At 37.8% G+C, this 25,418-nt stretch carries 23 protein-coding genes and 1 pseudogene; 7 read left to right on the plus strand and 17 right to left on the minus strand.

The features are described 5' to 3' along the window. Positions 1 to 23: 23 nt before the first annotated feature. Positions 24 to 1,427, minus strand: coding sequence for a glycoside hydrolase family 1 protein (locus MT390_RS01980; RefSeq protein WP_499439299.1), 1,404 nt, complete (start codon positions 1,425 to 1,427; stop codon positions 24 to 26). Between the two features lie 131 nt (positions 1,428 to 1,558). On the opposite strand from MT390_RS01980, the gene MT390_RS01985 reads away from it, so the two are divergent. After that, the gene (locus tag MT390_RS01985) at positions 1,559 to 2,464 is read left to right on the plus strand and encodes a LysR substrate-binding domain-containing protein (protein ID WP_499439301.1); all 906 of its coding nucleotides are present in this window, start codon (positions 1,559 to 1,561) and stop codon (positions 2,462 to 2,464) included. A gap of 347 nt (positions 2,465 to 2,811) precedes the next feature. Next, positions 2,812 to 2,937, plus strand: coding sequence for a hypothetical protein (locus MT390_RS01990; protein ID WP_499439302.1), 126 nt, complete (start codon positions 2,812 to 2,814; stop codon positions 2,935 to 2,937). 48 nt (positions 2,938 to 2,985) lie between these two features. On the opposite strand, the gene MT390_RS01995 is transcribed toward MT390_RS01990, so the two are convergent. From MT390_RS01995 to MT390_RS02005, 3 genes are all read right to left on the minus strand, one after another. Then, a complete protein-coding gene (locus MT390_RS01995) occupies positions 2,986 to 4,122 on the minus strand; it encodes a hypothetical protein (protein WP_499439303.1) in 1,137 nt (378 codons plus the stop codon). Between the two features lie 111 nt (positions 4,123 to 4,233). Next, on the minus strand, positions 4,234 to 4,674 hold the full coding sequence (locus MT390_RS02000) for a transposase (RefSeq protein WP_499439305.1): 441 nt from the start codon (positions 4,672 to 4,674) through the stop codon (positions 4,234 to 4,236). A gap of 141 nt (positions 4,675 to 4,815) precedes the next feature. Then, entirely contained in the window at positions 4,816 to 5,766 is a 951-nt protein-coding gene (locus MT390_RS02005; protein ID WP_499439307.1) for an IS1595 family transposase, read from the minus strand. Positions 5,767 to 6,802: 1,036 nt separating this feature from the next. On the opposite strand from MT390_RS02005, the gene MT390_RS02010 reads away from it, so the two are divergent. Continuing rightward, positions 6,803 to 7,246 (plus strand): hypothetical protein, encoded by a 444-nt coding sequence (locus MT390_RS02010; protein ID WP_499439308.1) that lies wholly within the window; start codon positions 6,803 to 6,805, stop codon positions 7,244 to 7,246. 197 nt (positions 7,247 to 7,443) lie between these two features. Beyond that, complete coding sequence (locus MT390_RS02015) at positions 7,444 to 8,478, plus strand: IS110 family RNA-guided transposase (RefSeq protein ID WP_499439310.1); 1,035 nt, start codon at positions 7,444 to 7,446, stop codon at positions 8,476 to 8,478. Positions 8,479 to 8,930: 452 nt separating this feature from the next. Here the strand turns inward: MT390_RS02015 and MT390_RS02020 are convergent, their stop codons facing one another. Beyond that, the gene (locus MT390_RS02020) at positions 8,931 to 9,638 is read right to left on the minus strand and encodes an IS6 family transposase (RefSeq protein ID WP_499439312.1); all 708 of its coding nucleotides are present in this window, start codon (positions 9,636 to 9,638) and stop codon (positions 8,931 to 8,933) included. A gap of 52 nt (positions 9,639 to 9,690) precedes the next feature. Between MT390_RS02020 and MT390_RS02025 the strand changes: the two are divergent. Beyond that, positions 9,691 to 10,122: pseudogene (locus MT390_RS02025) on the plus strand (transposase); the annotation flags it as partial. Positions 10,123 to 10,408: 286 nt separating this feature from the next. Here the strand turns inward: MT390_RS02025 and MT390_RS02030 are convergent. From MT390_RS02030 to MT390_RS02055, 6 genes are all read right to left on the minus strand, one after another. Next, on the minus strand, positions 10,409 to 10,651 hold the full coding sequence (locus tag MT390_RS02030) for a DDE-type integrase/transposase/recombinase (RefSeq protein ID WP_245600391.1): 243 nt from the start codon (positions 10,649 to 10,651) through the stop codon (positions 10,409 to 10,411). A gap of 327 nt (positions 10,652 to 10,978) precedes the next feature. After that, positions 10,979 to 12,343: a heavy metal sensor histidine kinase gene (locus MT390_RS02035; RefSeq protein WP_028868420.1), complete on the minus strand. Its 1,365-nt coding sequence runs from the start codon at positions 12,341 to 12,343 to the stop codon at positions 10,979 to 10,981. 1 nt (position 12,344) lies between these two features. Continuing rightward, positions 12,345 to 13,028, minus strand: coding sequence for a heavy metal response regulator transcription factor (locus MT390_RS02040; protein ID WP_499439313.1), 684 nt, complete (start codon positions 13,026 to 13,028; stop codon positions 12,345 to 12,347). A gap of 13 nt (positions 13,029 to 13,041) precedes the next feature. Beyond that, positions 13,042 to 13,494: a cupredoxin domain-containing protein gene (locus MT390_RS02045; RefSeq protein ID WP_499439315.1), complete on the minus strand. Its 453-nt coding sequence runs from the start codon at positions 13,492 to 13,494 to the stop codon at positions 13,042 to 13,044. Positions 13,495 to 13,518: 24 nt separating this feature from the next. After that, positions 13,519 to 14,418: a copper resistance protein B gene (locus MT390_RS02050; protein WP_499439316.1), complete on the minus strand. Its 900-nt coding sequence runs from the start codon at positions 14,416 to 14,418 to the stop codon at positions 13,519 to 13,521. After that, on the minus strand, positions 14,415 to 16,181 hold the full coding sequence (locus MT390_RS02055; protein ID WP_499439317.1) for a copper resistance system multicopper oxidase: 1,767 nt from the start codon (positions 16,179 to 16,181) through the stop codon (positions 14,415 to 14,417). Before MT390_RS02055 ends, MT390_RS02050 begins: the two co-directional genes overlap by 4 nt. Positions 16,182 to 16,547: 366 nt before the next feature. On the opposite strand from MT390_RS02055, the gene MT390_RS02060 reads away from it, so the two are divergent. Beyond that, positions 16,548 to 16,880: a P-II family nitrogen regulator gene (locus tag MT390_RS02060; RefSeq protein WP_028868425.1), complete on the plus strand. Its 333-nt coding sequence runs from the start codon at positions 16,548 to 16,550 to the stop codon at positions 16,878 to 16,880. A gap of 125 nt (positions 16,881 to 17,005) precedes the next feature. Further along, positions 17,006 to 17,398 (plus strand): DUF3316 domain-containing protein, encoded by a 393-nt coding sequence (locus tag MT390_RS02065; protein WP_499439319.1) that lies wholly within the window; start codon positions 17,006 to 17,008, stop codon positions 17,396 to 17,398. 678 nt (positions 17,399 to 18,076) lie between these two features. Here the strand turns inward: MT390_RS02065 and MT390_RS02070 are convergent. From MT390_RS02070 to MT390_RS02095, 6 genes are all read right to left on the minus strand, one after another. Then, a complete protein-coding gene (locus MT390_RS02070) occupies positions 18,077 to 18,979 on the minus strand; it encodes a CopD family protein (RefSeq protein WP_499439320.1) in 903 nt (300 codons plus the stop codon). Positions 18,980 to 18,990: 11 nt separating this feature from the next. Then, entirely contained in the window at positions 18,991 to 19,422 is a 432-nt protein-coding gene (locus MT390_RS02075; protein WP_499439322.1) for a copper resistance CopC family protein, read from the minus strand. A 158-nt stretch (positions 19,423 to 19,580) separates the two neighbouring features. Then, entirely contained in the window at positions 19,581 to 20,021 is a 441-nt protein-coding gene (locus MT390_RS02080; RefSeq protein WP_245600412.1) for a DUF411 domain-containing protein, read from the minus strand. Positions 20,022 to 20,174: 153 nt separating this feature from the next. Further along, positions 20,175 to 20,759: a hypothetical protein gene (locus MT390_RS02085; RefSeq protein WP_499439323.1), complete on the minus strand. Its 585-nt coding sequence runs from the start codon at positions 20,757 to 20,759 to the stop codon at positions 20,175 to 20,177. Positions 20,760 to 20,847: 88 nt separating this feature from the next. Further along, the gene (locus MT390_RS02090) at positions 20,848 to 23,976 is read right to left on the minus strand and encodes an efflux RND transporter permease subunit (protein ID WP_028868907.1); all 3,129 of its coding nucleotides are present in this window, start codon (positions 23,974 to 23,976) and stop codon (positions 20,848 to 20,850) included. Then, positions 23,973 to 25,415 carry an efflux RND transporter periplasmic adaptor subunit gene (locus tag MT390_RS02095; protein WP_028868908.1) on the minus strand — a complete coding sequence of 481 codons (1,443 nt, stop codon included), beginning with the start codon at positions 25,413 to 25,415 and terminating at the stop codon, positions 23,973 to 23,975. Before MT390_RS02095 ends, MT390_RS02090 begins: the two co-directional genes overlap by 4 nt. Positions 25,416 to 25,418 lie beyond the last annotated feature (3 nt).

The raw sequence follows: 25,418 nt of genomic DNA on the forward strand, positions 1-25,418 counted from the left end.
CCCTGAATGTTACTGCTAAAACATCAAGCGGATGGTGGGGTGAGCTTCTCACCTTGTGACTGAATAACTCCCTGATACCAGTAAAAGCTTTTTTTACATTTCCGCTCAAGCGAGCCTTGCCCTTTATCATCGCGATCAACATATATAAAACCATAACGTTTAGACATTTGTGCGGTCGAAGCACTAACTAAGTCAATCGGCCCCCAACAGGTATAACCCATGACCTCAACACCATCTTGAATCGCTTCACCTACTTGATAGATATGATCATTAAGATACTGAATACGGTAATCATCCTCAATCTCACCTTTTTCATTCATCTTGTCCACGGCACCCAAGCCATTTTCAACAATAAATAGTGGTTTTTGGTATCGATCATAAAGCAAATTAAGCACAATACGTAACCCTTTCGGATCAATTTGCCATCCCCAGTCGGTAGATTCAAGATAAGGGTTGCTTCCCATCGCAAAAATCTTTTCGTCAGTCATTTTCACCTTATCCAAGGTGCTCACGCAACCTGTCATGTAATAACTGAAAGAGATAAAATCAACCGTATTTGTCAATGCCTGTAGATCTTCGTCGGTGATATTCAACTGAACACCCAAATCCTTAAACTTACGCATCATATAACCCGGGTAATAACCGCGGCTCTGTACGTCACCGAAAAATAACCATTCACGGTTTTGCTGCATGGTTTCAAAGATATCATCCGGATGGCTGGTTAATGGATACTGGATTGCCCCTAACATCATATTGCCAATTTTTGCAGCCGGTAATAAATCATGACAGGCTTTCACCGCTTTTGCGCTGGCTACCAGTTGATGATGGATAGCCTGATAAATACCTTGCTGATCACTGCCACGTGGCACGCCTGAGCCGGTAAAGGGTTCGTGTAAAGTGGCATTGATCTCATTAAAAGTTAACCAGTGCTTTACACGACGGCCGTAACGCGCGAAAACCACTTTGGCATAACGCTCAAAAAATCCGATTAACTTTCGGCTTGTCCAGCCTTTATATTGCTCAGCTAAATATAGTGGCATCTCATAGTGTGATAACGTCACTAGCGGAGTAATACCGTGCTTTTCCAGCTCATCAAATATTTTGTCGTAATATGCCAACCCCAACTCATTCGGCGCTAACTCATCCCCCTTGGGAAAAATTCGGCTCCACGCAATTGATAGGCGAAAACAGGTAAAGCCAAGCTCCTTAAACAAGGCTATATCTTGCGGATAGCGATGATAAAAATCGATTGCCGTATCTTTGATATTAAAGTCGCCATCCTTGCGGACAACCAACTCACCAAAAGAGCCAAAGGGTTGTACATCCGAGGTTGATAACCCTTTACCATCTGTAGTATGTGCGCCCTCAATTTGGTTTGCTGCCGTCGCACCACCCCATAAAAATTCATCAGGAAAACGAAAAGACATAAAAACTCCTTTAAAATAACGTGTAAATTGTGTTTAAAATAAGGAGTGCTAATTTAAAAGCAATAAAACGTGCTTTACAACTCAATAAAAATCGGGCATGAATTAACCAAGCTAATTCATGAGGAGTTTAAATGGATCGAAAGCAACTGATTATCGCCAATCTATATACGTTTAATGTAGCAGCTAAATGCTTAAGTTTTACTAAAGCAGCTGAAGAGCTTTGTTTAACTCAGGGAGCGGTGAGTCAACGCATAAAACAACTTGAGCTGCAACTTGGTTTTAAACTATTTGTCCGCTTAACGAGAAAGCTCGAACTCACAGAGGAAGGACGACAAATGCGGGAAACTGTTAATAGCGCCTTTTCTGCCATCTTTTCTGATATCGATGATATTAAATTTAATGAACTGAGTGGCGAGCTCTATATTGGTATTGCACCCACTTTTGCTCAGTCCTGGTTGATGCCGAAATTGGCTAGTTTTCAAGTGCTTTATCCTAACTTAAATCTTAAAATTAGAGTGAAAGCCAGTCCGCTTGACTTTAAACATGAGCCCGTCGATTTAGCCATTTATTATCATCGTCAGCAACTTCCAGACATGTACAATGAAATAATACAGGAGGAGTTTCTCACCCCAGTATGCACACCGGAATATGCTAAAAGGCATAAGATCAATGCCAATATTGATAGTTTAAATGGCCTTAATTTGATCCACTGTACAGAATCTCTTGACTCTGCCAGTTTTGATTATGAATGGAAGTTTTGGTTAAACCATCAAGCGCACGCCATTACCACACATCCACATTATTATGTTTTTAATCATGCCGAAATGGCGGTATCAGCTATTCGCAATCACATCGGGATAGGGATGGGGCGTATCGCATTAATACAGCACTATCTTGATAGTGGGGAACTTATTGCACCCTTTGCAAGTATTCCTGCTGAAATGAATTATTTACTCATTTGTCCAAAAGGCATGGAACAGCGCCCTAAATTCAAAGCTTTTACGCAATGGTTACACGCTCAAAATTTAGGGATGTAAATTCAAAGATTAGCTCAAATGCCAGCCTAACAGTTGCTTTCTTGCTTATAAATCTGCCAAGATGCGAAAGGCATGTGGCAAGACATGAGTTCCGCGAACAGATTGATTATTTTATTAATATTGACGCTCGCTTTATTCCCGAGAGCGAGCTAGAAGCTTTATCTTGATTGTGGCTCGTTTGAGGATTCGCTACTAAATATATGGCAAAAATTTGGCTCTGAAAGCCAATAATTAGAATAAAGAGTTCTATAAAAACGCAGACTGTTAATGTCCGCTTGTACACATACCAGCCATTATGAACGTAAATTTCTATTTTCTCACGATCGCTTTTCCCGTTATAGAACTTAATGGCAGCTTCTCCGACAAAGCGGACATTAACGATTGCCATCACCGATGCGACCGATGCGGAAGGAACCGTAGCGACTGAAGTATCCGGTGCATGGCGCTGTTTAGAGCTTTATCCTGTCCGATAATTGTTATCACCGCTATTTGGGAAAACATTATTAGCTTTGCGAAGATAATTAGAAGCGTTCCCCCTTCCACACACGATCCTTATATTCCCATGGTGGAGTCGATGACAACTCGTTTTCTGTATATACTTTCAACAGTTCTTCACCAAACGTGGTTTTGCCTTTCTCTAATCCTTCTGTCCAGTTGAACGACCACCAATTAGCTCCGCTCCATCTTCCACCAGTAAAAAAAGTCGTACTCGCTCGTTCGCGCTCAAAGCCATATTCCTCGAAAAGAGCAGTTAAATCAATAAACTTTCCTTTAACTTCTCGAGGAGATCTAGGAGATCGATTACCATAAGTACTTGATAGCAGCACCATCTCGGTTCCATTTTCGGCCCTAGCATAAACACGCCAGTATTGATTGCCATCATTAACAATCACGTACGGGTCAACTCGTGAATCCTCCATGCCAGTTCCGAAAAAAAGATTCAGTGAACGACCAATATAATGTAAAGAAGTGCTTGAACTGCCGGAAACGCTTGCATTCAGTGACCGTCTAGAACCGGAACTTGTTAATATTGCACCTGCCTTATGAACTTCGCTTAAAATTTCTTTATAGGCTTCCGCTACGTCTTCCCTTAGAAAGAAATGATCATATCCATCTCTATACTCGTCTGCAGGAACACGAACAAAACTCATTGGGGCCGCTTTAATTGGGACTGGTGGTCTTAACTGTTGTTCTAATGTGCTTAACTTGAGTTCAAGTTCTCTTAAACGATCTAGGTTCTTTGTTTCATTTGGCTTAAGAGATTGGATTTCATTTGGCTTAAGAGATTGGATTTCTTTTACGACAATATCCCTTTTTTTTCTTAACTCACTTAAATGTGCTCCGTAACTTTTCCATAAAGCTCTTTCGCTTTCGTTAGGCAAGATTTCAGAGAAATAGGTGACAAGTGCGATTTGTACACCAATGTCTTTTCCCAGTACCTCAATATATTCTTTAACGAAATCTCGGTCGGATTTTTTTTCATCCAACGAAAGTTTTGAGTATTCAATAACGAAAGGTAAAACTACTGCAACAAGACCAGCCAACCCCGTGCCAGCAATGACTTTATATAGGCTATACCGTTGTTTGATAACCTCAAGTCGAAATTCATCTTGCATGAGAGCTTTATTGTTGGTTTGTTTATCTTCCTCATCTGTCATAACGATTACCACTTTTTGGTGTGTTATTGGCTGCCATGTTCTAGCTCAATAATCTGAATGCTTATTACGGTCTATTGGCTTGCATTCGAAATAATGTGCAAAGTAAACTGTTCATACAAAATTATCTTTGCTACGTGGTTGATAAGCTTTGCCCTTTCTACGCAGATACTTAAATAATTGGCCTCCGCGCCTTTTATTTGACCAGATATGAAGGTAAATACTTTCATGGCTAATGAATAGGTTACATTCCACTCTCAACCAACCCGAAATCTGCTCGGGACTCCATAGTACACCTAGTTTCGATTCAATTAATGCCACTAGATTAGTTGTCATTTTAGTGGGTTTACTGGAAAGTAATCGACGTTTATCAGTAAATGACTGTGCTTGTTTAATGCGATAGCCACGCTTACCTGTATTGCGGGAAAACTCTCTGCTGATGGTCGATTGACTCACGTTTAACTGCTTGGCTATTTTATTTTGACTCATGCCTATTTTCTTTAAGGCATAAATCTGGCATCGTTGTTCATAGGTCAGTTGGTTATATGTTTTCATTGTTGCATCTCTTGCCGGAGAAAAAGCGATTAGCATATCTTCAGCTGACCACTTTTCCTACCTATTCAAGTTATGCACTTACTATTTGAATCTAAGAATAATTACATTGTAATTTTAAGGCTCTGTTCCATTACACTGTTGTCATCTATAAGCGGCGAGTAAAATTTGTTGAAAATCATACTTGGCCCTACTTTCTCTAAACCAAGCTAGATAATGCGGTAAATACTTAGTCGCTACCCCTTTCATTTTGCCTACCACCCAACTCTTAAAGTGAGTGATTGCACCATTAACGGTTTGGATGTGGTAAATATTGTCTATTACTCTATCTTTTCCATTGATTAATCGTTTATGATCACAATTCTTGTGCTCTGCAATATTCACATAAGGCCATGCTCCATCACTACAAAGTACGGAGTTACTTATGATATGTGGTTCTAAATTCGCTTCTATTGCTGAAGCTGTGTCCGCTGCTAACACCTTATTAACTATATGTTTACTGCGATCAATTGAAAGCAATATCGCAACTTGATCATCCTTTGTTCTTTTATCTGCATCACCTCCGCGTTTCCTCGCTTTTCGCCCTCTGGTTCGCTTTTTAGAGCCTTTTTCAGAATACGCCATAAAGAATTCATCAACTTCAATTATTCCTGATAATTTATCTTGTGTTTTAGCTGTATTAGCGATTAAAAAGCGATGTCGCCATAAGAAAGCAGTTTTTAGATTAATGTGGCAAATAGAAGCTGCTTGACGAAGTGTTAACTTTAGCTCCATACAGCGTGCATACTCTTCCCATAGATGACATTTTCTTAATCTAGCTAACGGTGTTTTTGTCTTAATATTAAAGGTCTTAGCGCAATGATTACATCGATATCTTTGTGTTCCTCCTGACTTCCCCCACTTTCTAAAATGTGTTGAAGTGCAATGAGGGCAAGAAGAGGAGTTATCAAAAATAGGTTGAAATAGTTCATTGGTGGGCATTTCGACTTGAGATGCTCGAATTGATTGATGAACTACCTCTCTTTGCGCTGGTGTCATGGATATAAGTACTGCAGTTATTTGGTTAAGGTTTTGAACGAACGATTTAGTATTCATAGTCTTTACCTTTAATACGTTATGATCACTTATAAGTATAGACAACAATTAACAGGAACAGAGCCAATTTTAAAGTAAAGTTTAAATCTTAGCTAAAAATTCAATATAAATAATAAGTGGTCAAGCTAATGATTTTAATTGGTCAAGTCGTATATCATAAGTTGGTCAAACTCGATGTTATTTATGGTTCAATTGAATGTAATTGAGTGTTCAAGTTAATGTAATTCTCCACTATATATGTGTAGAAAGTTTAATTGTGTGAACTCAACTTATAATAAAAAATGAAACTAGTTAATATAACGATTTGGGCTTAGAAACAAAGTCAAACAAACCATACCTTTACGGTTAAAAAACAGCCCCCTAATATTATTTTTTTGCTCTGTGATTTTATAGCTAATATCAAACAATCAACTAACAAATTTAAGTGGTTCGCATTAATTTTATGGTGAAACAGCTATTTTTATAAGGGAAAATGACCATTTAACATAATCGTCATTTTATGCACAATATTTGGGCTAACAGTTACTGTTATCTGTTTATGATCATAAAATATTATTACTTCATATTATAAAATAATAAATACAGAATTTTTCTGCTTAATAAATCTGTTATGTCTCTTTGGGAATTCGATAATTTTAATTTTCTCTATAACAATATTAATTTATGTAATTTTGACTTCGTTAGCTTGGCTTGAAGCAAAAAGAAAACGTAGTATTTACTGGAGTGATCTTTGTATTCCTTTAGTGTTACCTTTCTTCTGGTTAATACTTTTATTTTCTAGTGCTTTGTTTTTGAATATACGTGTTTTTATCCTTGATCGATATTATAAAAGCTATAAAGTAAACTCCTATATTTTCTTGTTTTAGGTTTTATATTGGTGCTGTTATTACGTATGTTTATGTCATACGGCTTGGATTAATCTAAACATAACAAGTGCAATTAAATCGGACGCATAACGGTTGTCTCGATTTTTGCTAAAAACAAAAAACTCGTAAAACAGTGTCAACCTATGCGCCGTTATGTGTTTAGAGGTTTTATGAAAGCATTCTCAACTCTGTTAATAAAAATGCTCGCGTTATATTTAGTGCTGACAACACTATATGCATTTCTACCCGTTGTACTTTCTGGGAATATGAATAGTTTACTAACGCCCGAGTTATTTGTTGTTATATCGGCGACTATCCTTTTACCCATCATTGGTGGAATTTTCTTATGGAAGTATGCAACGAGTATTGCAGGTGAAATTCATAAAAATGAATCTGAAGTAAACAAATGTACTGATACAGCAATCGTAAGTGCGGGGCTATTTTTAGTTGGCATATCATTACTTATTAAACATATTGGTATTTTAATAAACCAATATTTATCAATAGATCAAATAAATTACGGTTCTATATTTGTTATATTTATCAGTATACTTTTGGTTTTTAAAGGTGGTGTAATGAAAAATTTGTATTCAAAATGTAGCAACAACACTTAGTTTCAAGTTAGAAGTGCGACAAAAGTATTTACCATAACACCCGTGTTGCGCACAACTTCGAGGCTACCTGAAATAGTGGCCTTTTTCGTATCTATCGGTAAATTTTCTAGGGCACTTTGTGCCCCGAAGCGATGTATGGACTCCACCAACTCTAGCAATTAGCCTAGAGTTACGGTAACTAATAAGGAGACCATACTATGTTGAAATCTAATATTATCGGAATCGATCTAGCTAAAAATATTCTTCAAATTTGCCAAATCAGTAAACATGGTGAATTAATTAGTAATAAAGCGGTGAATCGACAAAAGTTAAAAGAGCTATTGGCTAGAGTAAAACCAGCCGTTGTTGCTATCGAAGGCTGTGGTAGTAGCCATTACTGGGGAAGATATGCAGAGCAATTTGGTCATGATGTTCATATTATCAGCCCTAAAAAAGTGAAAGGGTTCCTCGAAGGTCATAAAACTGATGCTAATGATGCATTGGCCATTGCGAACGCATCATTACAAATAGGGATAAACTTCAGTCAGCCTAAAAATGAAGAACAACAATCTCTGCAAACGTTAGAAACGAGTCGTCTTTATTTTTCAAGTAATATTACTTCATTAGGGAACCACATTCGTGCAATGTTATATGAGTATGGGGTTGCAAGTACTCAAGGTTTGTTAGGGCTAAAAACCGCAGTACAAAAAACACTAGATGAACCAGCCCTAATTCCAGCATGCTTAATCACTACTTTGCATCAGCTGTGGGAACAATATCTCAATCTAAAAATCGAATTTGCCAAGTTAGAAAAAGTAAAAAATGCATTAGTTCGACAATTAACACCCTCTAAAAACCTTATGGCATTAGAAGGAGTAGCAGAAGTTTGTTCAAGTATGCTTTATTCGACTATAGGTGATGGAAAGCAATTTAAAAATGGTCGACAAGCAGCTGCCTTTGTTGGTGTTACGCCGAAGCAACATAGCTCCGGTGGTAAAACGGTGATGACAGGCATTATTAAACATGGTGGTGTTAAAGAGTTAAGGTGCGCGTTATACCAAGGTGCACTTGCCTATATTTCCAGGTTGCCGGATGAACCGAAAACAGTGAAACAAGCCTGGCTGATTCAGCTGAGAGAGCGATTAGGTATCAAGAGAACCTGCATCGCGTTAGCAAATAAAACGGTCAGAACGGCTTGGGCAATGTTGAGATATGAAACAAAATATCAGCAACAATTATTAGTAATCGAATAGGTAAATATAAAAAAATTTAATCAGAAAACCAAAAATAAAATGAATAGCTTTACCCAATTTTACAACAATGATGCAGCATAAACGGTAAGACCAACCTATTAAAACCTGTCTAGGGCGGAAGTCATAACAGACTGTCAAAGCGAAGAGGATAATAGGTGCGCAAACATCTAAGGCTAGAGGGTAGCCCCCTCAATAAAAAGCCGTATATACGCACGCATCTTAAATGTTTATGTCAATTTATACTTGTAAAATAGGTGGAGTCCATATACGCCATAGAAAACGAAGGAGCAAGAACACCGAAGTGAGATAGGAGAATGAGTAACAGCAGTTTTCTTAGCATTTTAGAATAAAGAAAAATGGAGGCTACCACTTCAATTTCATTACAGTCTCATTCCATCAGAAGGTATTGTCAACTTATCTGACTAGGATGACTAAAGGCTATAAAAATAGCCTTAATCTAAATTTTGGATACAACTAACCTGCACCCATTCAGAGAATGAGTGATCGCGGAATGCTCTATAATGTTTCGCTTGCATTAAATGACGGCCAAAACGAAACAGATTATTTACTACTCCGTTGCAACTTAAAAACCGCTGGGCTTGCCCCTGTGATTTGAATTTACGCATCTGTCGTTCTTGTTGCCGAGTAGGCTGATGTGAGAGCTCACATCCATTATTTTCATACTCAACCGTTGAGTGTTCCACACTTGGCATTAATTCTTTTTTTGCTGCAGAGTAGCTTGCTAGTTTATCAGTCACAAACTTTAATGGCGTACCTCCCTGCCCTTTTAATAATCGTTTAAAGAAGCGCATCGCTGCCGTCTTATTCTTTCGTTTCTGAACTAAAATATCTATTTCATCACCATCTTGATCAACCGCTCGCCAAAGATAATGTAATACGCCATTTATTTTGATAAAGACCTCATCCAAATACCAGGTATCACCAAGTTGACCGCGATTCTTTTTGATCTTGTTGCAATAGATAGCACCGTATTTTTTACACCACTGTCTAATCGTTTCATAGCTGACAACAATGCCTCTAGCAGCGAGCAGTTCTTCAATATCACGAAAGCTAAGTGTAAACCGATGATAAAGCCAAACGGCATGGCTGATGATTTGTGCAGGGTAACGATAACCGGCGTAGATATTAGAATTATTCATCTGCAGATTATCGCATAATTAGTGAGGTAGTTATTAACTTGACAGTATAGTTGTTAGGCAACAACAGTTTATTTCCGCACATATTTACGGCGCTGTTTGTCCATCGACAGGCCAAACAGAAGCATTAATTAGTCCAATATTGAGTATGGAGATGATGGAAAAACATCTTCAACAAATATCAGATGCAACACCTGCTGGAAGGCACGCACTTGTTATTATGGATTGTGCTAGTTGGCATTCAATCAAACTAAATAGTCAATTTAAGAATTTATCAATCATGCATCTCCCTCCTTATTCTCCCGAGCTTAATCCTATTGAACAAGTTTGGGCTTGGCTAAGAGCAAATGACTTAGGAAACTTCGCATTTAAAAGTTATGAAGATATTGTTGATCAAGTGAGTCGGGCCTGGAATAACTTTAGGCATCAAGTTGATCATGTAAAATCTCTTTGTAAAAGAGACTGGGCGAATCTGATCATAAATTAAATTCTTTTGGTATAATTTCAAAGAAAGGTAGTGTCCCAAGCATGCTCGATAAACTTTACTGCCGTAAGCTTTATTGGAGGTATCATATGAAGACTCCTAAATTTAAATAAAAATGAATATAGATTTAGTCTGATGATTATATAATTAATCACAGCGTTTATAGCTCAAAGAAAGGTATTGTCAACTTATGTAACCAAGATGACTAAAAGCTATAAAGTTAGCCCTAATCTAAATCTTGAATGCAACTCACCTGCATCCATTGAGAAAATGATCGATCTCGAAATACTCAATAATGTATCGCTTGCATTAAATGACGGCCAAAACGAAATAAGTTATTCACCACACCATGGCAACTTAAAAACCGTTGGGCTTGATCTTGTGATTTAAACTTACGCATCTGTCGTTCTTGCTGCCGAGTTGGCTGATGTGAGAGTTCACATCTATTATTTTCATACTGAATAGTTGAGTGCTCCACACTTGGTATTAATTCTTTTTTGGCAGCAGAATAACTAGCAAGCTTATCCGTCACAACCTTTAACTGTATGCATCCTTATTCTTAAAAAGCGTATAGCAGCCCTCTTGTTCTTTCATTTCTAGCCAAACTGCATGGCTAATTATTCGTGCAGGAAGCGATAACCTGCGTAGATATTAGAATTTTTCATCGAGATATTATCGCATAGCTGATGCAGAGGTTGTTGAGATGACAGTATCCAAATGCCAATGCTCAATTAGCCGGTATAGTGAAGCAATTGAAGCTAAAGTCATTAGTTCAAGTCGAGAATTACAACAAATAATTATTCCATTGATAAAACTCACAATGCAAAGGTATTTTGCTTAAGCAAACAAGCGAAGTCATTTATAAAATACGTTTACTCCCAGCGTTAAAGCAAAGTGTAAATTTTGTAACATTGTTTTCTGACACGACGGATATTTTCCCATTGTGTAATTCAACAATCGATCTGGTAATTGCCAACCCAAGCCCAACACCTTCATGTTTACTATGTGTTCTTGATTTATCGGCCCGATAGAAACGCTTAAATAGGTGTGGAATATCATCAGCTGAGATTGTTTTTCCTTTATTTTCAATAGTTGCAATTACTTGTCCATTTTGCTCGTTGAGCTTGACTATAATTTCACTATCACTGTCACCGTAGCGAATGGCATTGGATAGTAAATTACTAAAAGCACGTCGTAACATCAACTTGTCACCACTCAGTGTAGCCGTTCCGATTAATAATAGTGAGACCGAACTTTCCTCTGCAAGTGCTTCATAAAAATCAAAAATATCACTCACCTCTTGCTCTAATGAAAGCTGCTCTCTATTAATATTCAAGTGTTGATTATCAGACTTTGCAAGGAACAACATATCTGTAATCATGCGTGATAAACGCTCATATTCCTCAATATTAGAGGCCAGCGTATTAATATACTCTTCCTTCTCTCTTGGATAACTCAAGCAAACTTGAGTTTCAGTCATCAAATTATTTACAGGAGTACGTAATTCATGTGCAATATCTGATGAAAAGTGAGTAAGCGCAGTCATGGCGACTTCAAGTCGATCTAACATTTGATTTAATGTACATGATAATGAGTATATTTCGATAGGCAGATTATGAGTTGGCATACGTTTACTTAAATCTTTTTTTGAAATTAACGATGCTTTTTTAGTCAACTTAACCAGCGGTAATAAAGCTTGTCGTGTCATAAACCAACATAATAGAACGCTCAACGCACCCACAACTAATGTGAACTTAATTAACATCTCTTTAAAAACAGTTAAAAATTCCAAGTGATGGTTAATATTAACGGAGAGAGTGGCTTGAAGTAGTGGCAGTTCAGGTTTTTTACCCTTCATTTCAAAACGCATCGCAAGAAACTTCGCGCTATTATCTGACCAATAGAACACCTTCATCAACTGTCTAACTTGTTCAGTAGAATCAAGCAATGCTTCGCCGTATATAATTTTGTTTTGATCTTTTATTTGAATCGTTAACCCTGCATGGCGAGCAACTTCACTAGTAATGTTCATTAAGTTACTGCTTTTGTTATTGGAATAAAGCGATTGTAAAACGCTTATTTTATCTTCAAGCTGCTGTTTGTCTTGTTCAATAAAATGCTTACCAACGGCATCGTTTACTAACCACAATACACTACTAATCACCAGCAGGATTGAGCCTAAAAAATATAATGTTAAACGTTGAGTTAAAGAATGCTTAAACATATTATATCTCTTTCGCCTCCAACACATACCCCATTCCGCGCATAGTTTGTAACAACTTTGTATCAAAAGGAGTATCTATTTTGTTACGTAATCGGCGAATAGAAACATCAATGACATTAGTATCACTATCAAAATTCATATCCCACACTTCAGATGCAATTAAAGCGCGTGAAAGTACTTCTCCTTGATGGCGCATAAAGAACTCTAGTAGATTAAATTCTTTCGCGGTTAATGTTATCTTTTGGCCTGCACGTTGTACTTTGCGACGCAACAAATCTAACTCTAAATCAGCAATACACAGAGTATTGTTTTCAGTATTGCTTTTATTGCCTCTTTTTAAAATTGCACGTACACGAGCTAATAGTTCGGAAAAAGAAAAAGGTTTAATAAGATAATCATCAGCACCTAGCTCAAGTCCTTTTATACGATCTTCAACTTTATCGCGAGCAGTCAAAAATATAACAGGTGTTTCATTATCTTGTTTGCGCAACTGTGCGAGAATCTGCCACCCATTTAAATCGGGCAGCATCACATCTAAAATGATTAAATCATGATGCTGGCTAGTTGCATGATACAAACCATCAATACCATTAGATGACAGGTTTACAATAAACCCCGATTCAGTTAATCCCTGACGCAAGTATTGCCCTGTTTTGGGTTCATCTTCAATAATCAAAATTTTCATTGCTGCCTACTAATTATTTAACGTTAAATGTTCCACTCATTCCTGCTTCATAATGGCCAGGAATTAAACAGGCAAAACTAATTTTACCAGAACGATTGAATGTCCACATAATCTCACCCATTTCATTAGTTTCTAAGCTAACTGCATTAGGTTCATCGTGTGCCATATTGGGCATATTTTGCATCATTTTAGCATGCTGCTTAAACTCAGCGATCTCACCGATCACCAGCTCATGTTTTAATTGGCCGATGTTATTTATCATTAAACGTACAGTTTCTCCTTTTGTAACATTCAAAACATCAGGCGCAAAACGCATTGTATCATCCATTGTCACTTCAATAGTTCGCGCTGTATTATGCAATGTACTTGCTATCGCATCTAAATTTTTATTTTCTTCATGGCCTGCACTTGCAGATACCACCGCAGAGAATAATGTTAGTAATAAAACAGAAGTAAGTTTTTTCATTTTTTTCCTATCTATATTTATTGCTTAAAACCAAAATTTTAGGCCAGCGACCCAATTGATTTGCTGACTCTCATAACCTTCGCTTATGCTAAGGTTAGCACTATTTCCAAATAATTTGACCCACTCTACGCCGATATAAGGAGCAAATTGGCGTGATATTTCATACCTTAACCGTGCACCAAGCACAACATCGGAAACACCTTTACCTTGACCCTGTTCTAAATCATCTTTAGCAAACGCACTAAGCTCAATACTAGGCTGTAGAATTAAGCGTTGTGTAAGTAATAGTTCGTATTCAGCTGAAATCTGAAATTCACTTTGTCCACCTTTAGTTAAATAAAACATAGCGTCGATTTCAAACCAGTAAGGCGCTAGTCCAGAGCCACCAGCGGCCAGCCATGTTTGGTTTTCATATTTACTCGTATCATAACGAAGACCAAACTCAGTATTCCAAAATGTAGTCAAAGCAGAACTCCATAACAACTCACTGCTGGACTCATCAAGTTTCCCGCTATCGCTAAGCTCTCCCTCAAAATTAACTAATAATTTATCATAATCGCTTCCCACCCAAAATTGACTGTCATAAACCCATTCATAATCACCACGGTTATTGCTGTATTCAAAGCGGTCTACATTCCCCCCCAAAAATAGCATTTCATCAGCAAGTTTTAGCTGCTTAGGCCCAGCTATTGAAAATGGAGCGTCCTTAAGGGTATAACCATCAGAATACTGGTGTGCTGAACGTGTTGTTAATAACAGGGAGTCTTTCTCATTGTCTCCAGACATATCCATCTGTGAATGATCCATCTTTTGCATCTCAGCATGAGAAGTCATTTGCTGCGCAAAGCTACTAAAAGATAAAATGCTCAATAAACTCAATAAACTGATGTTCTTAACCAACGGCATATAGGTTGTTTTGTTCATGACACCACCACTTTGCGAAACATACCCGCTTCCATATGAAAAAGAAGATGACAATGCCAAGCCCATTGCCCTTTTGCATCAACACTGACTAAAAAGCTTAAACGCTGCGCAGGTTGTACAGGGATGGTATGCCGACGAGCTAGAAAGTTACCGTCAGCGTCTTCTAAATCGCTCCACATGCCATGTAAGTGCATAGGGTGTGTCATCATTGTATCGTTATGTAAAATAATACGAATGCGCTCTCCGTAGTTAAGATGGATTGGGGTTGAACTACCAAACTCTACCCCGTCAAAGGACCAAGTATAACGTTCCATATTGCCCGTTAAATGCAACTCTAACTCTCTATCAACTGGGCGATCGTCAATGACTCCACCAACAGTTTTTAAATCTGCAAGCGTTAACACTCGGCGCCCATTATTACGTAACCCAACACCAGGGTCATCCAAATTAATACGTGGTGTATCTACTCGCATATCAACAGAAGGGCCTTGCTCTTGTATAGCATGGGATACTGTCTGACTTGCTTTATTACGGCTGGCAGGCATCTCCATTTGTAAATGGTCCATTTTAGACATATCCATATCTGCCATGTTACCCATATCCATGCTCGACATATCCCCCATCATATCGACCATGGTTAATTCTTGAACCGGATCTAATGCCGGCACTTCTGCTGATAAACCCGGGCTACTCACCAATGTTCCCCGTGCATACCCGCTTCTATCCATTGCCTGTGCAAAAATGGTATAAGCAGCTTCCTCTGGCTTAACTAATACATCATAAGTTTCACCAGGACCAAACCTAAACTCATCAACTTCAACCGGCTCTAATTCACCACCATCTGCACCAACAACGGTCATTTTAAGTCCTGGAATACGCACATCAAAAAAACTATTACCTGCTCCGTTAATAAAGCGTAACCGGATCTGCTCACCCTGTTTAAAAAACGTTGTCCAATTATTTTTGCTGCTCTGCCCATTCATTAAATAAGTCAGCGTATTAGCAGAAAGATCTGCTAAATCAGTTGGACTCATACGCATCTCATTCCACATCTTACGCTTTCCAATCGCACCTGAAAGGCCGCTTTTTTCAACATCATTGAAAAAATCAAATAGGGTTGGTTGATTATAATTATAATAATCCCCTTGGGTTTTAAGCTTTCCAAATACTGCCATCGGATTTTCATCAGTCCAGTCAGATAAAACAATCACTTTATCTTGCTCAATATTTATTTTTTGTTCCGCAGCCTCAATAACAATACCCCCATACATACCCGTCATTTCTTGAAAAGCTGAATGAGAGTGATACCAGTAAGTCCCACTTTGTGCGAGTGTAAATTGGTAAGTAAAGGTTTGCCCAGCTTTAATGCCAACAAAACTAATACCGGGTACACCATCCATTTGATACGGTAAAATAATACCGTGCCAATGAATGGAGGTATCCACATCAAGTGTATTAGTAACGTGAATGGTTATAGTTTGCCCCTCTTTCATGCGTAAGGTTGGCCCAGGAATTAATCCATTTATAGTGGTCGCAATACGCTTTTTCTCTGTGATATTGAGCAGCGTTTCACCAACCGTTAAAAAAAACTCATCACCCGATAATGTCGATTTCTGATGAGATTGATCAAACCTGCTATCTTTTTTTGATTTTGCCATCGCGATTGGCATTAATGGTGTTAACCCCAGTAATGTTCCGGCAACCAGAATGTTTTTTGATAATTCGCGCCGTGATAAATTGAACATCTTATTTGCTTTATTCATCTACATAGACCCTATACTTAATTATTAATTAACTGCTGACAATCATAAGCTTAACTCCCCCCCTCCGACATGACAGAAGAATGACAATATTGTCATGTTCCTTATTTTGTGGGGAAGATAACCAGTCATAGAATCAAGTTAATTTATACTCTAAATAGCAATCTAATTAAGAGATCTTTTTAGGTGCTAGGAAAAATGGATGAAAGCAAAGTATTGATTGCAGTAACTAGAATTCTCATTACAAAATCAATAACAAGCTTACGTTCATTTTAACAAGCATAAGTTAATAGGTGCTTAGGTAAATTGATACTTAGATAGATTGGTGTGTTGGTGTAAATACTTTTATTAATTATTTTAGGAGGTTATATGTCATATAAAAAAGTCACTGCGATTTTTGATCAAATAAAATTAACTGAAGTTGAAAACGCTTTAAAGCAACATTCTAACATTGGATTTACAATCCACTCTGTTGAAGGCAAAGGTACTTATGTTGATTTGTATAATATCAATACACTTTCCACACACATACAGATGGATATTTATACAAACCAGGACTGTGCATTACAAGTAGCAAAAATTATTATCGATGCGGCCCATAGTAATAGTGAAGATGAAGGGCTAGTAGTCATTAGTGATATCGATACGCTATTTTCAATACATACAAAGCAACAAGTAAGTAATGATGAACTTAAATTATAAAATAACAGAATACTGTATTCTTACTGCAGATTAAAACATGACAAAGTCGTAATCTGTGCGACAGCATGGTGTCATGATGATTTGGTTATTATTAGTGTAAATCAATCACAGCAAAGGAAATACACATGAAAAAATCATTATTAGCAGTAGCAACTTTATTATTAGTAAGTACCCACACCATGGCTGATTCAATTGAGACTATGGATAAAGCTCGTATGAATACGGGCGCAAATTATAGCTTAATTACCAAGACAACAACGTTAGTTTCTGAGCCAACAACGAGTCGTAACGCAGCTTATCAGCAAGGTTATGAAGTCATGGGTAATTTACATGGTAAGTCATCACAAGAACTGGTAAAAATTCTCAAAACATCTTTAATTAATCTAGATGTTAAATCTGTTATGGTCGTAGATAAAGAAGTGACAGTGAAAGAGTTCTCGAAACAGCCAAATGTTATTAAATATCAAGCATTAGTTGATGTAAAATATCACTACCGTATATACGAATCAGATAATTAAAATGAGCTTCATAAATTAGTTTAGATAATAACGTTGAGTAAAAGATAAGTATTTATTTTAGATTATCAGTACTATGATTTTGCTCAACTATATTATTGAAGTGTTTAACATCAAATAACTCCTTCCTTACAATTAAGCCCAGTTCAATCCCCTTTGTCCATTGTTGTTATACATAGTTGTCATACATACCCATCATCATTCAAGATGCAAAAATCAGCAATCCAGGAGGTGAGCAGATTCTAGGCATAACGTTGAAGATCTAGCGGGTTAAATTGAGACTTTATGCCCATTAATAACAAGGAACGAAGGTGTTTGCCTCAAGACTTGCTTGGGGGTCGTCAACTCGAAAATACTTATCTGTCATTAAGGTGGCGTTGTAACATTCGATAAGTGCTAGCCATTTAAGGGCAATACTTGTTTTACACCCACCGATAGAGGATTAACGTAGTTAATCGCTCGAAAAGTCATCATGTTACGCCTTGCCTTGATGCCCGAGTTAGCGACTAAATAATGCATCTTGATTGGTAACGGGTATATATAATAAAGTTTACACAAGAAACTAAGAAAAACTATCGCCTAGCAATCAGACTGAGGAGAGGCTTATTAATATAATAAGCCTCAACAATAACTTTCAGTCTACTATTCGACTACTTAGCAAACGACATTTTTTGTTGTCATTTAAGCTAAGCTAATGGGTCCTAAAGCAGATGACAGTACAGCGGTAAGCGTTAAAATTATCAATGCAATTATAATTTCATTTTTGATTGAGCTTTGTAACTTGTGACAAACTTTCTCTTCTTGCACTTCTTCTACAAGATGATATTTATGGTAAGCAGCAATCAATAAAATACAAACCACAAATACAAGTTTTAGTAGTATTGCCTGACCATATTGCGTCGTCAACAACTCAACTGGACTATCAAAAACTAAATACAACAAACTAATACCACAAACGATTAATAACCCCACCATAACCATTGCTATTTGGCCAAACAAGCACATTAACTTATACAGTGCAGGGGGGGGCAATAATTTACAACTAAGCCATAAAGGATATAGCGCACCGACCCACCAAGCCATGGTCATAATATGAAACCCTATCAACCATTTTGCGACACTACCGATATCAGCACTATGACCAACAAAAGTAAATGAATATGCAAAGAACAGGATCGTAACAACATAGAATAATGTGAATATTGCATGTTTTACACTAAACGTTTCATACTTTACATTAAAGTGACCAAAAAATAATGCTACACCTAAAGTAGTAAATGCGATCAAACGCCATACAACCGATTCACCAACAGCGCTTTGCCAAAGAAAACTAACCATATCAGTATCAAACATACCTGAGACACCAGCCTCAGAAAAAGTCCCAACCTGAATGAAAAAGTTCACAATGACCGCCATAAAACCTACAACGCAGCTTATGACAATATAATGAATAATTGACTTGTTATTAACGGAGGAATTTATTAAAAAAGCCATAAAAGGACCACCGATTGCAGTAGCGACTCCAATATAAATGAATAGCTTAGAGACTATATTACTATAGTCCCAGATAGTTAATTCAATCATAAAGACCTCAATTAATTATGTTGATGGTTATGCCCATCAGCATTAACTGGCATCTTTTCCATATCAGAGGTATGTGTCATGTTGCCCATATTCGAGGTTTCAATTAAGAAGGTGAACTCACCTTTCATTTTATGAGCATCTTTACCCATCGTTACCCATATCACTTTATATTTACCCGTCTCAAGCGCCGGTAATTCAATACTAAAGTTACTTTTAAATTCTTTACTTGGTGCACTCGTGACTTTAACTAGTTTTCCAGGTTGCTCTATAACTTTCAATTTGACCAATTTTACTGGCATAGTAAATTCAAGTTCCACACTTTCAGGAAGTTGATTTAACGTAGCACCATTTGCAGGTGTTGAGTTTTTTAACCCTGAATGAGCACTTACTAAATTACTTAATAGAACCAAGCTTAATATTGCTACATTTTTAAATATTTTCATTTTTTATCTCTCTTATCTTTAGGTTTAAGTCAGCTCTTAATCTAAGAACTTGTTGTTTTTGATATTGTTATCGTGCATAGCGGCATCATTTCCCTGTACTGACTTCCTAAATAACGAATTTAAATGAAAAGCCATTCAAAATGTTAGCTTGGAAGCCCTTAATATTGGTTATATAAAGCCAAGCCATCTTTAGAAAAAGACACAACTTTAAAGTTTTCATATTTAACCCCTGCTCTTGCCATGCCAGGAGAGAGCTGTGGCATACCTGGGACTGCAAGTCCTGATATATTAACAGGGCTCTCTTTAAGCAAGCGTGCTATATCAGACTCTGGAACGTGCCCTTCAATTAAATAACCGTCAATCACTGCACTGTGACAAGACTGTAATTGAGGGGGCATTCCAAAATTTTGTTTAATATTTGACCAGTTATCTTGATGATGTACATTTACTGTATAACCTTTGTCTTCCATTATCGCGGCCCACTCTTTACAGCACCCACAAGTTGGTGATTTATATAATTCAATTCTTGTTTTTGCCAAAACAGAAAAACTAGCCATGGTTAAAGTAATTGCTAATATTTTAGTCGTTAGCTTCATCATAAAACTCCTTAAATAGTATTAATAAACATCAATAATAAAATACTTATTGTTAAAAATAGTGGGTAGAGGCCTGTCATCCCCCATGTTATGGCGAATACTGACATCCTTTATCAACACTGGCTTGATAGCCAATGTTGAACAAACCTTAACTGCTTAATTACATTCTTTTTTAAACATTTGGTTCTTTTCACTGTGATCTTTAATTTTGCCCAAAATCACCTTAATTTCATTTTTTTCTTGTGTTTTAGATAGCTGCTTAAACATGTCATTAAGTTCGGTCATGTTGTGCATATACATCATATGTTGGTGTTGCTCATTGCTCATTCCTTCCATGTTTTGCATTGTAGCCATCTCATTCATATCCATTTTAGAATGATCCATACCGGCCATCTCTTTCATATCCATTTTAGAATGATCCATATCGGCCATCTCTTTCATATCCATTTTAGAATGATCCATATCGGCCATCTCTTTCATGTCCATTTTAGAATGATCCATGGCAGGTGTTACTTGAGTCGCTTTTTCACTTAGTTGTAATAACGCATTCATATGTTGCTGCATCTTCTTTACATCATCACCTTTAACACCTTGTACATAACCACGTAATTCACTTTTTATGGATGCCATCGTCCCGCCCATTTGACAGTTATTTTGATTGGCAAACGCACTTGAAAGTGGCGCGGCTAAAAAAATCAATGTACCGAGTGCTAATGCGATTTTACTTTTTTTAATATTCATTTTTATTTCCTTACTTGTTTAATTAAATCGTTTTTAATTAAAATTAAATGCCCTTAAAATCTGTTAAGGGCGATTTTGAGTTGATCACTTAGTCTTTATTTAACTGTTTGCGTAGGCTTATTTTTTTCCATTCAAAATAAGCCGCAGGCAAGATAATCAAAGTCAAAATAACAGCACTAACCATGCCCCCAATCATAGGAGCAGCAATACGCTGCATAACTTCTGAGCCTGTGCCGTCTCCGTACATAATAGGCACTAACCCCATCACAACAACAGCAACTGTCATCATCACGGGACGTACTCGTAAACCTGCGCCTTCCGTTACCGCTTCTTTTAAATCATTGAGATTAAAATCCGTAAGACGTAGCTGTTTTTTTGCTTCTAATGATTGGTTTAAATACAAGAGCATAATGACTCCAATTTCTATCGACACACCAGCAAGCGCAATAAAACCAACACCAACGGCGACAGAGAAGTGGAAATCAAGCATAAACATCAACCAAATTCCGCCCATTAACGCAAACGGTAGTGTCGATAAAATCAACAAAACTTCACCGACTCGGCGGAAGGCTAAATAGAGCAGAATAACGATAATGGCAAGGGTCACGGGGATCACTTTTGCCAAACGTGCATTGGCTTTTTCCATATATTCATATTGCCCAGACCACACTAGTGAATACCCACCAGGTAAATTTAGTTGCTCATTAACAATCTGCTGTGCATCTTTGACATACGAGCCTAGATCAACGCCTTCAATATCAACATATATCCAACCATTAAGACGCGCATTTTCTGTTTTTATCAGCGGAGCCCCTGCTTCGATATAAACATTGGCAACATCGCTTAAACTGATATTCATTTTACTTGGTGTGACAATTGGCAAACTTTTCAGCGCCGTCACTGAATCGCGATAATCATTCGGATAACGCAAGTTCACCGGGTATCGTTCTAAACCTTCGATGGTTTCAGTAATATTTTTACCGCCAATAGCAACCGCAACGAGCTCTTGTATTTCGGCAATATTGAGTCCATAACGTCCAGCTTTTTCACGGTTAATATCCACTTTGACATAACGACCACCAGTGACTCGTTCTGCATAAACAGAAGCCGTACCTTTAACATCTTTTAATATAACTTCAATTTGCTTACCAATTTTTTCAATTTCATTTAAATCTGCACCCGCTATTTTGATACCAATCGGTGTTTTAATGCCGGTTGCTAACATATCAATACGCGTTTTAATCGGCATAACCCAAGCATTTGTTACCCCTGGGAACTGAATTAAACTATCAAGCTCGTCCGTCAGCATTTTTTTAGTCATGCCAGCTCGCCATTCCGCTTTAGGTTTAAATTGAATAGTCGTTTCAATCATGGTCAGTGGCGCCGGATCCGTTGCTGTTTCAGCGCGGCCAATTTTTCCCCATACCGTTTTAACTTCCGGTTGTGTTTTAATTAGCTTATTAGTTTGCTGCAATAACTCACGGGCTTTACCGATTGAAATACCTGGGTAAGTAGTTGGCATATACATAAGATCACCTTCATCTAAAGGTGGGATAAACTCACTACCGATTTTACTCACAGGATAGAATCCAACGACTAACACCACTAATGCAAAACAGATCGTCAATATTGGAAAGCGTAAACTAAGGGCTAATACAGGTCTGTATAAGGCCACCAAAAAACGGTTTAATGGGTTTTTATGCTCAGGTATTATTTTACCGCGGATAAAATATCCCATTAATACAGGGATTAAGGTAATTGCTAAACCTGCCGATGCCGCCATCGCATAGGTTTTAGTGAATGCTAAGGGTGAGAACATCTTGCCCGACTGCCCTTCTAAGGCAAAAACAGGTAAGAAACTAAAAGTGATAATCAATAATGAGAAAAATAGAGCAGGGCCAACTTCAAGTGTGGCTTTGCTGATCACCTGCCAGCGATTCTCATCCGTCAGCTCCGTTTTTTCCATATGCTTATGGACATTTTCGATCATCACAATGGCACCATCTACCATCGCACCAATAGCGATAGCAATACCACCGAGTGACATGATATTGGCGTTAATACCTTGCCATGACATGATAATAAAGGCGACAAAGATCCCAACGGGTAGACTCAATAACACCACTAAAGATGAACGGAAATGAAATAAGAAAGCGGCGCAAACTAATACCACTACAATAAACTCTTCGAGTAATTTAAGGTAAAGGTTATCTACAGCGCTGTTAATCAACTCAGAACGGTCATAAGTGGGAACAATTTCCACACCATCCGGCAAGCTTTTTTGCAACTCATTGAGTTTATCCTTAACCGCAGTGATCACCCCCTGAGCATTGTCACCAAACCGCATCACAACCACGCCACTGACCACTTCTCCTTCACCATTAAGTTCAGTAATACCACGGCGCATTTGTGGACCAAGATTTATTTCTGCAATATCACCTAATAATAGAGGCGTCCCCTGGCTATTCACTTGTAGCGGTATAGATTTGAGATCCTCAATCGATGAGATATAACCCGAAGTACGGACCATATACTCAGCTTCGCCCATCTCGATAACACTTGCGCCACTTTCTTGGTTAGCGTTTTGGATTGCCTTGCTGATGCTGTTTAAAGGTATGTTATAAGCACGTAGTTTATTAGGATCAACACGTACTTGGTACTGTTTGACCATACCACCAACGGTTGCTACTTCGGATACACCTGCAACTGTCTGTAGCTCAAATTTTAAAAACCAATCTTGTAAACTACGCAGTTCGCTTAAATCATGCTGCCCACTTCTATCAACCAGTGCATAACTAAATATCCAACCTACCCCCGTTGCATCAGGACCAAGAGCTGAGCGAGCCTCTTTTGGTAAATCAGGGGCAACTTGTGAAAGGTATTCCAGCACCCGTGAACGGGCCCAGTACATATCAGTATTATCATCAAAAATGATATACACGTAAGAGTCACCAAAAAATGAGTAACCGCGTACTGTTTTTGCCCCTGGCACCGATAACATTGCAGTAGTTAACGGGTAAGTGACCTGATCTTCAACTACTTGTGGCGCTTGTCCTGGATAACTAGTTTTAACAATAACTTGTACATCAGAAAGATCCGGAATAGCGTCGATAGGTGTTTTCTGAATAGAAAATACCCCATAGGCAACAATAGCGAAGGTGATCAACAAAACCATGATACGGTTTTTGATTGACCAATTAATTATATGAGCAATCATAGCGTCACCTCTTTAGCCACTATCTCTAAATACGGTTTTGGTGACAAACCTTGATTAAAATCAGCACCCAAATCTAACCAGTCCAAGTCATCACCTTTAACATTTGAGTCAGATTCGTTTTCTTTGTCTATTTCTAACATACGCTCAAAATCAGCACTGATACTGGACTCAGAGTCTAATAAAAATTGAGCTGAAGTCACAATTTTTTGGCCTTCACTTAAACCTGATAAAACTTCCACTGATGTCTTATTTTCCAGACCTAGTTTCACAATCACAGACTTAAACTGACCATTGCCCTTCGCTAATACAACTCGATTCATGTTACCCGCATAAATCACCGCTTCGCGAGGAATTTGTAGTCTGCTTTTATTCATTTCTGGGGTTAAAATAATACTGGCAAACATATTAGGTTTTAATTGTGCCGTTGGGTTATCGAATTGCACTCGAACACGCAAAGTACGGTTGCTTGCGTTCATTTCAGGGTAGATAAAGTTGATCTTTCCATCCCATTGTTGTCCCGGAAAATAATCTAAGCTCATCGAGGCCGCATCACCCACTTTAACCAATGAAACTTGTCCTGCAAATACTTCAACATCCACCCAAACCGTATCTAAATTAACTGCGGTAATAACTTGAGTCGCAGGAGAAATAAATCCACCTTCATTTAATTTAAGCTCTGAAATGGTCCCTTTTTGCGGTGCAAAAATAGTGATATTTTGTAATACTTTTCTACTGCTCATTATCTTTTTAATTTGTTCATTACTTACCCCTAATACGGCTAAACGGGATTTTGATGAATTAATTAACGCCCTACGATTTAGGTTAATGGCATTAAATAATGATTCCTGTGCTTTCACTAACTCTGGCGAATAAAGCTCAAATAAGGGTTGCCCTTTTTTAACTTCAATACCGACAGATCTCACATAGAGCTTTTCAATCCAACCCGATACACGACTATTGATTTGCCAAATCGCATCATCATTGGCTTGCACTATGCCTAACGTATTAATGGGCATGTTAAATTCATCTTTCACAACCAGACCAGTACGTACACCTAAGTTATTTTCTACTGCGGCAGAGATAGTAACTAGCCCCACTTCTGACTGTCCACCGACCTCTTCATAAACTGGCACTAACTCCATGCCCATTGGTGATTTACCTGGTTTGTCTCGCTGATAATTAGCATCCATTGGCGCGACCCAGTACAAAATTTTTGGCTCTGCCTTTTTTGCTTCAGCATAAACAGGTACTAAATCCATACCCATTGGTGATTTCCCGGCTTTATCACGACGATAATTTGCATCCATTGGCGCAACCCAATATAAGATTTCAGGCTCTGATGACATATTTTTTTGTGCAAATAAACTGTTGAGTTGTTCATTATAAGTGGCAAAAAATCCCACCACTAAACCCACGATTAAAACTAATAAATAACGCATAAT

The organism is Vibrio sp. 2-Bac 85, from assembly GCF_037546705.1.
Classification (GTDB): domain Bacteria; phylum Pseudomonadota; class Gammaproteobacteria; order Enterobacterales; family Psychromonadaceae; genus Psychromonas.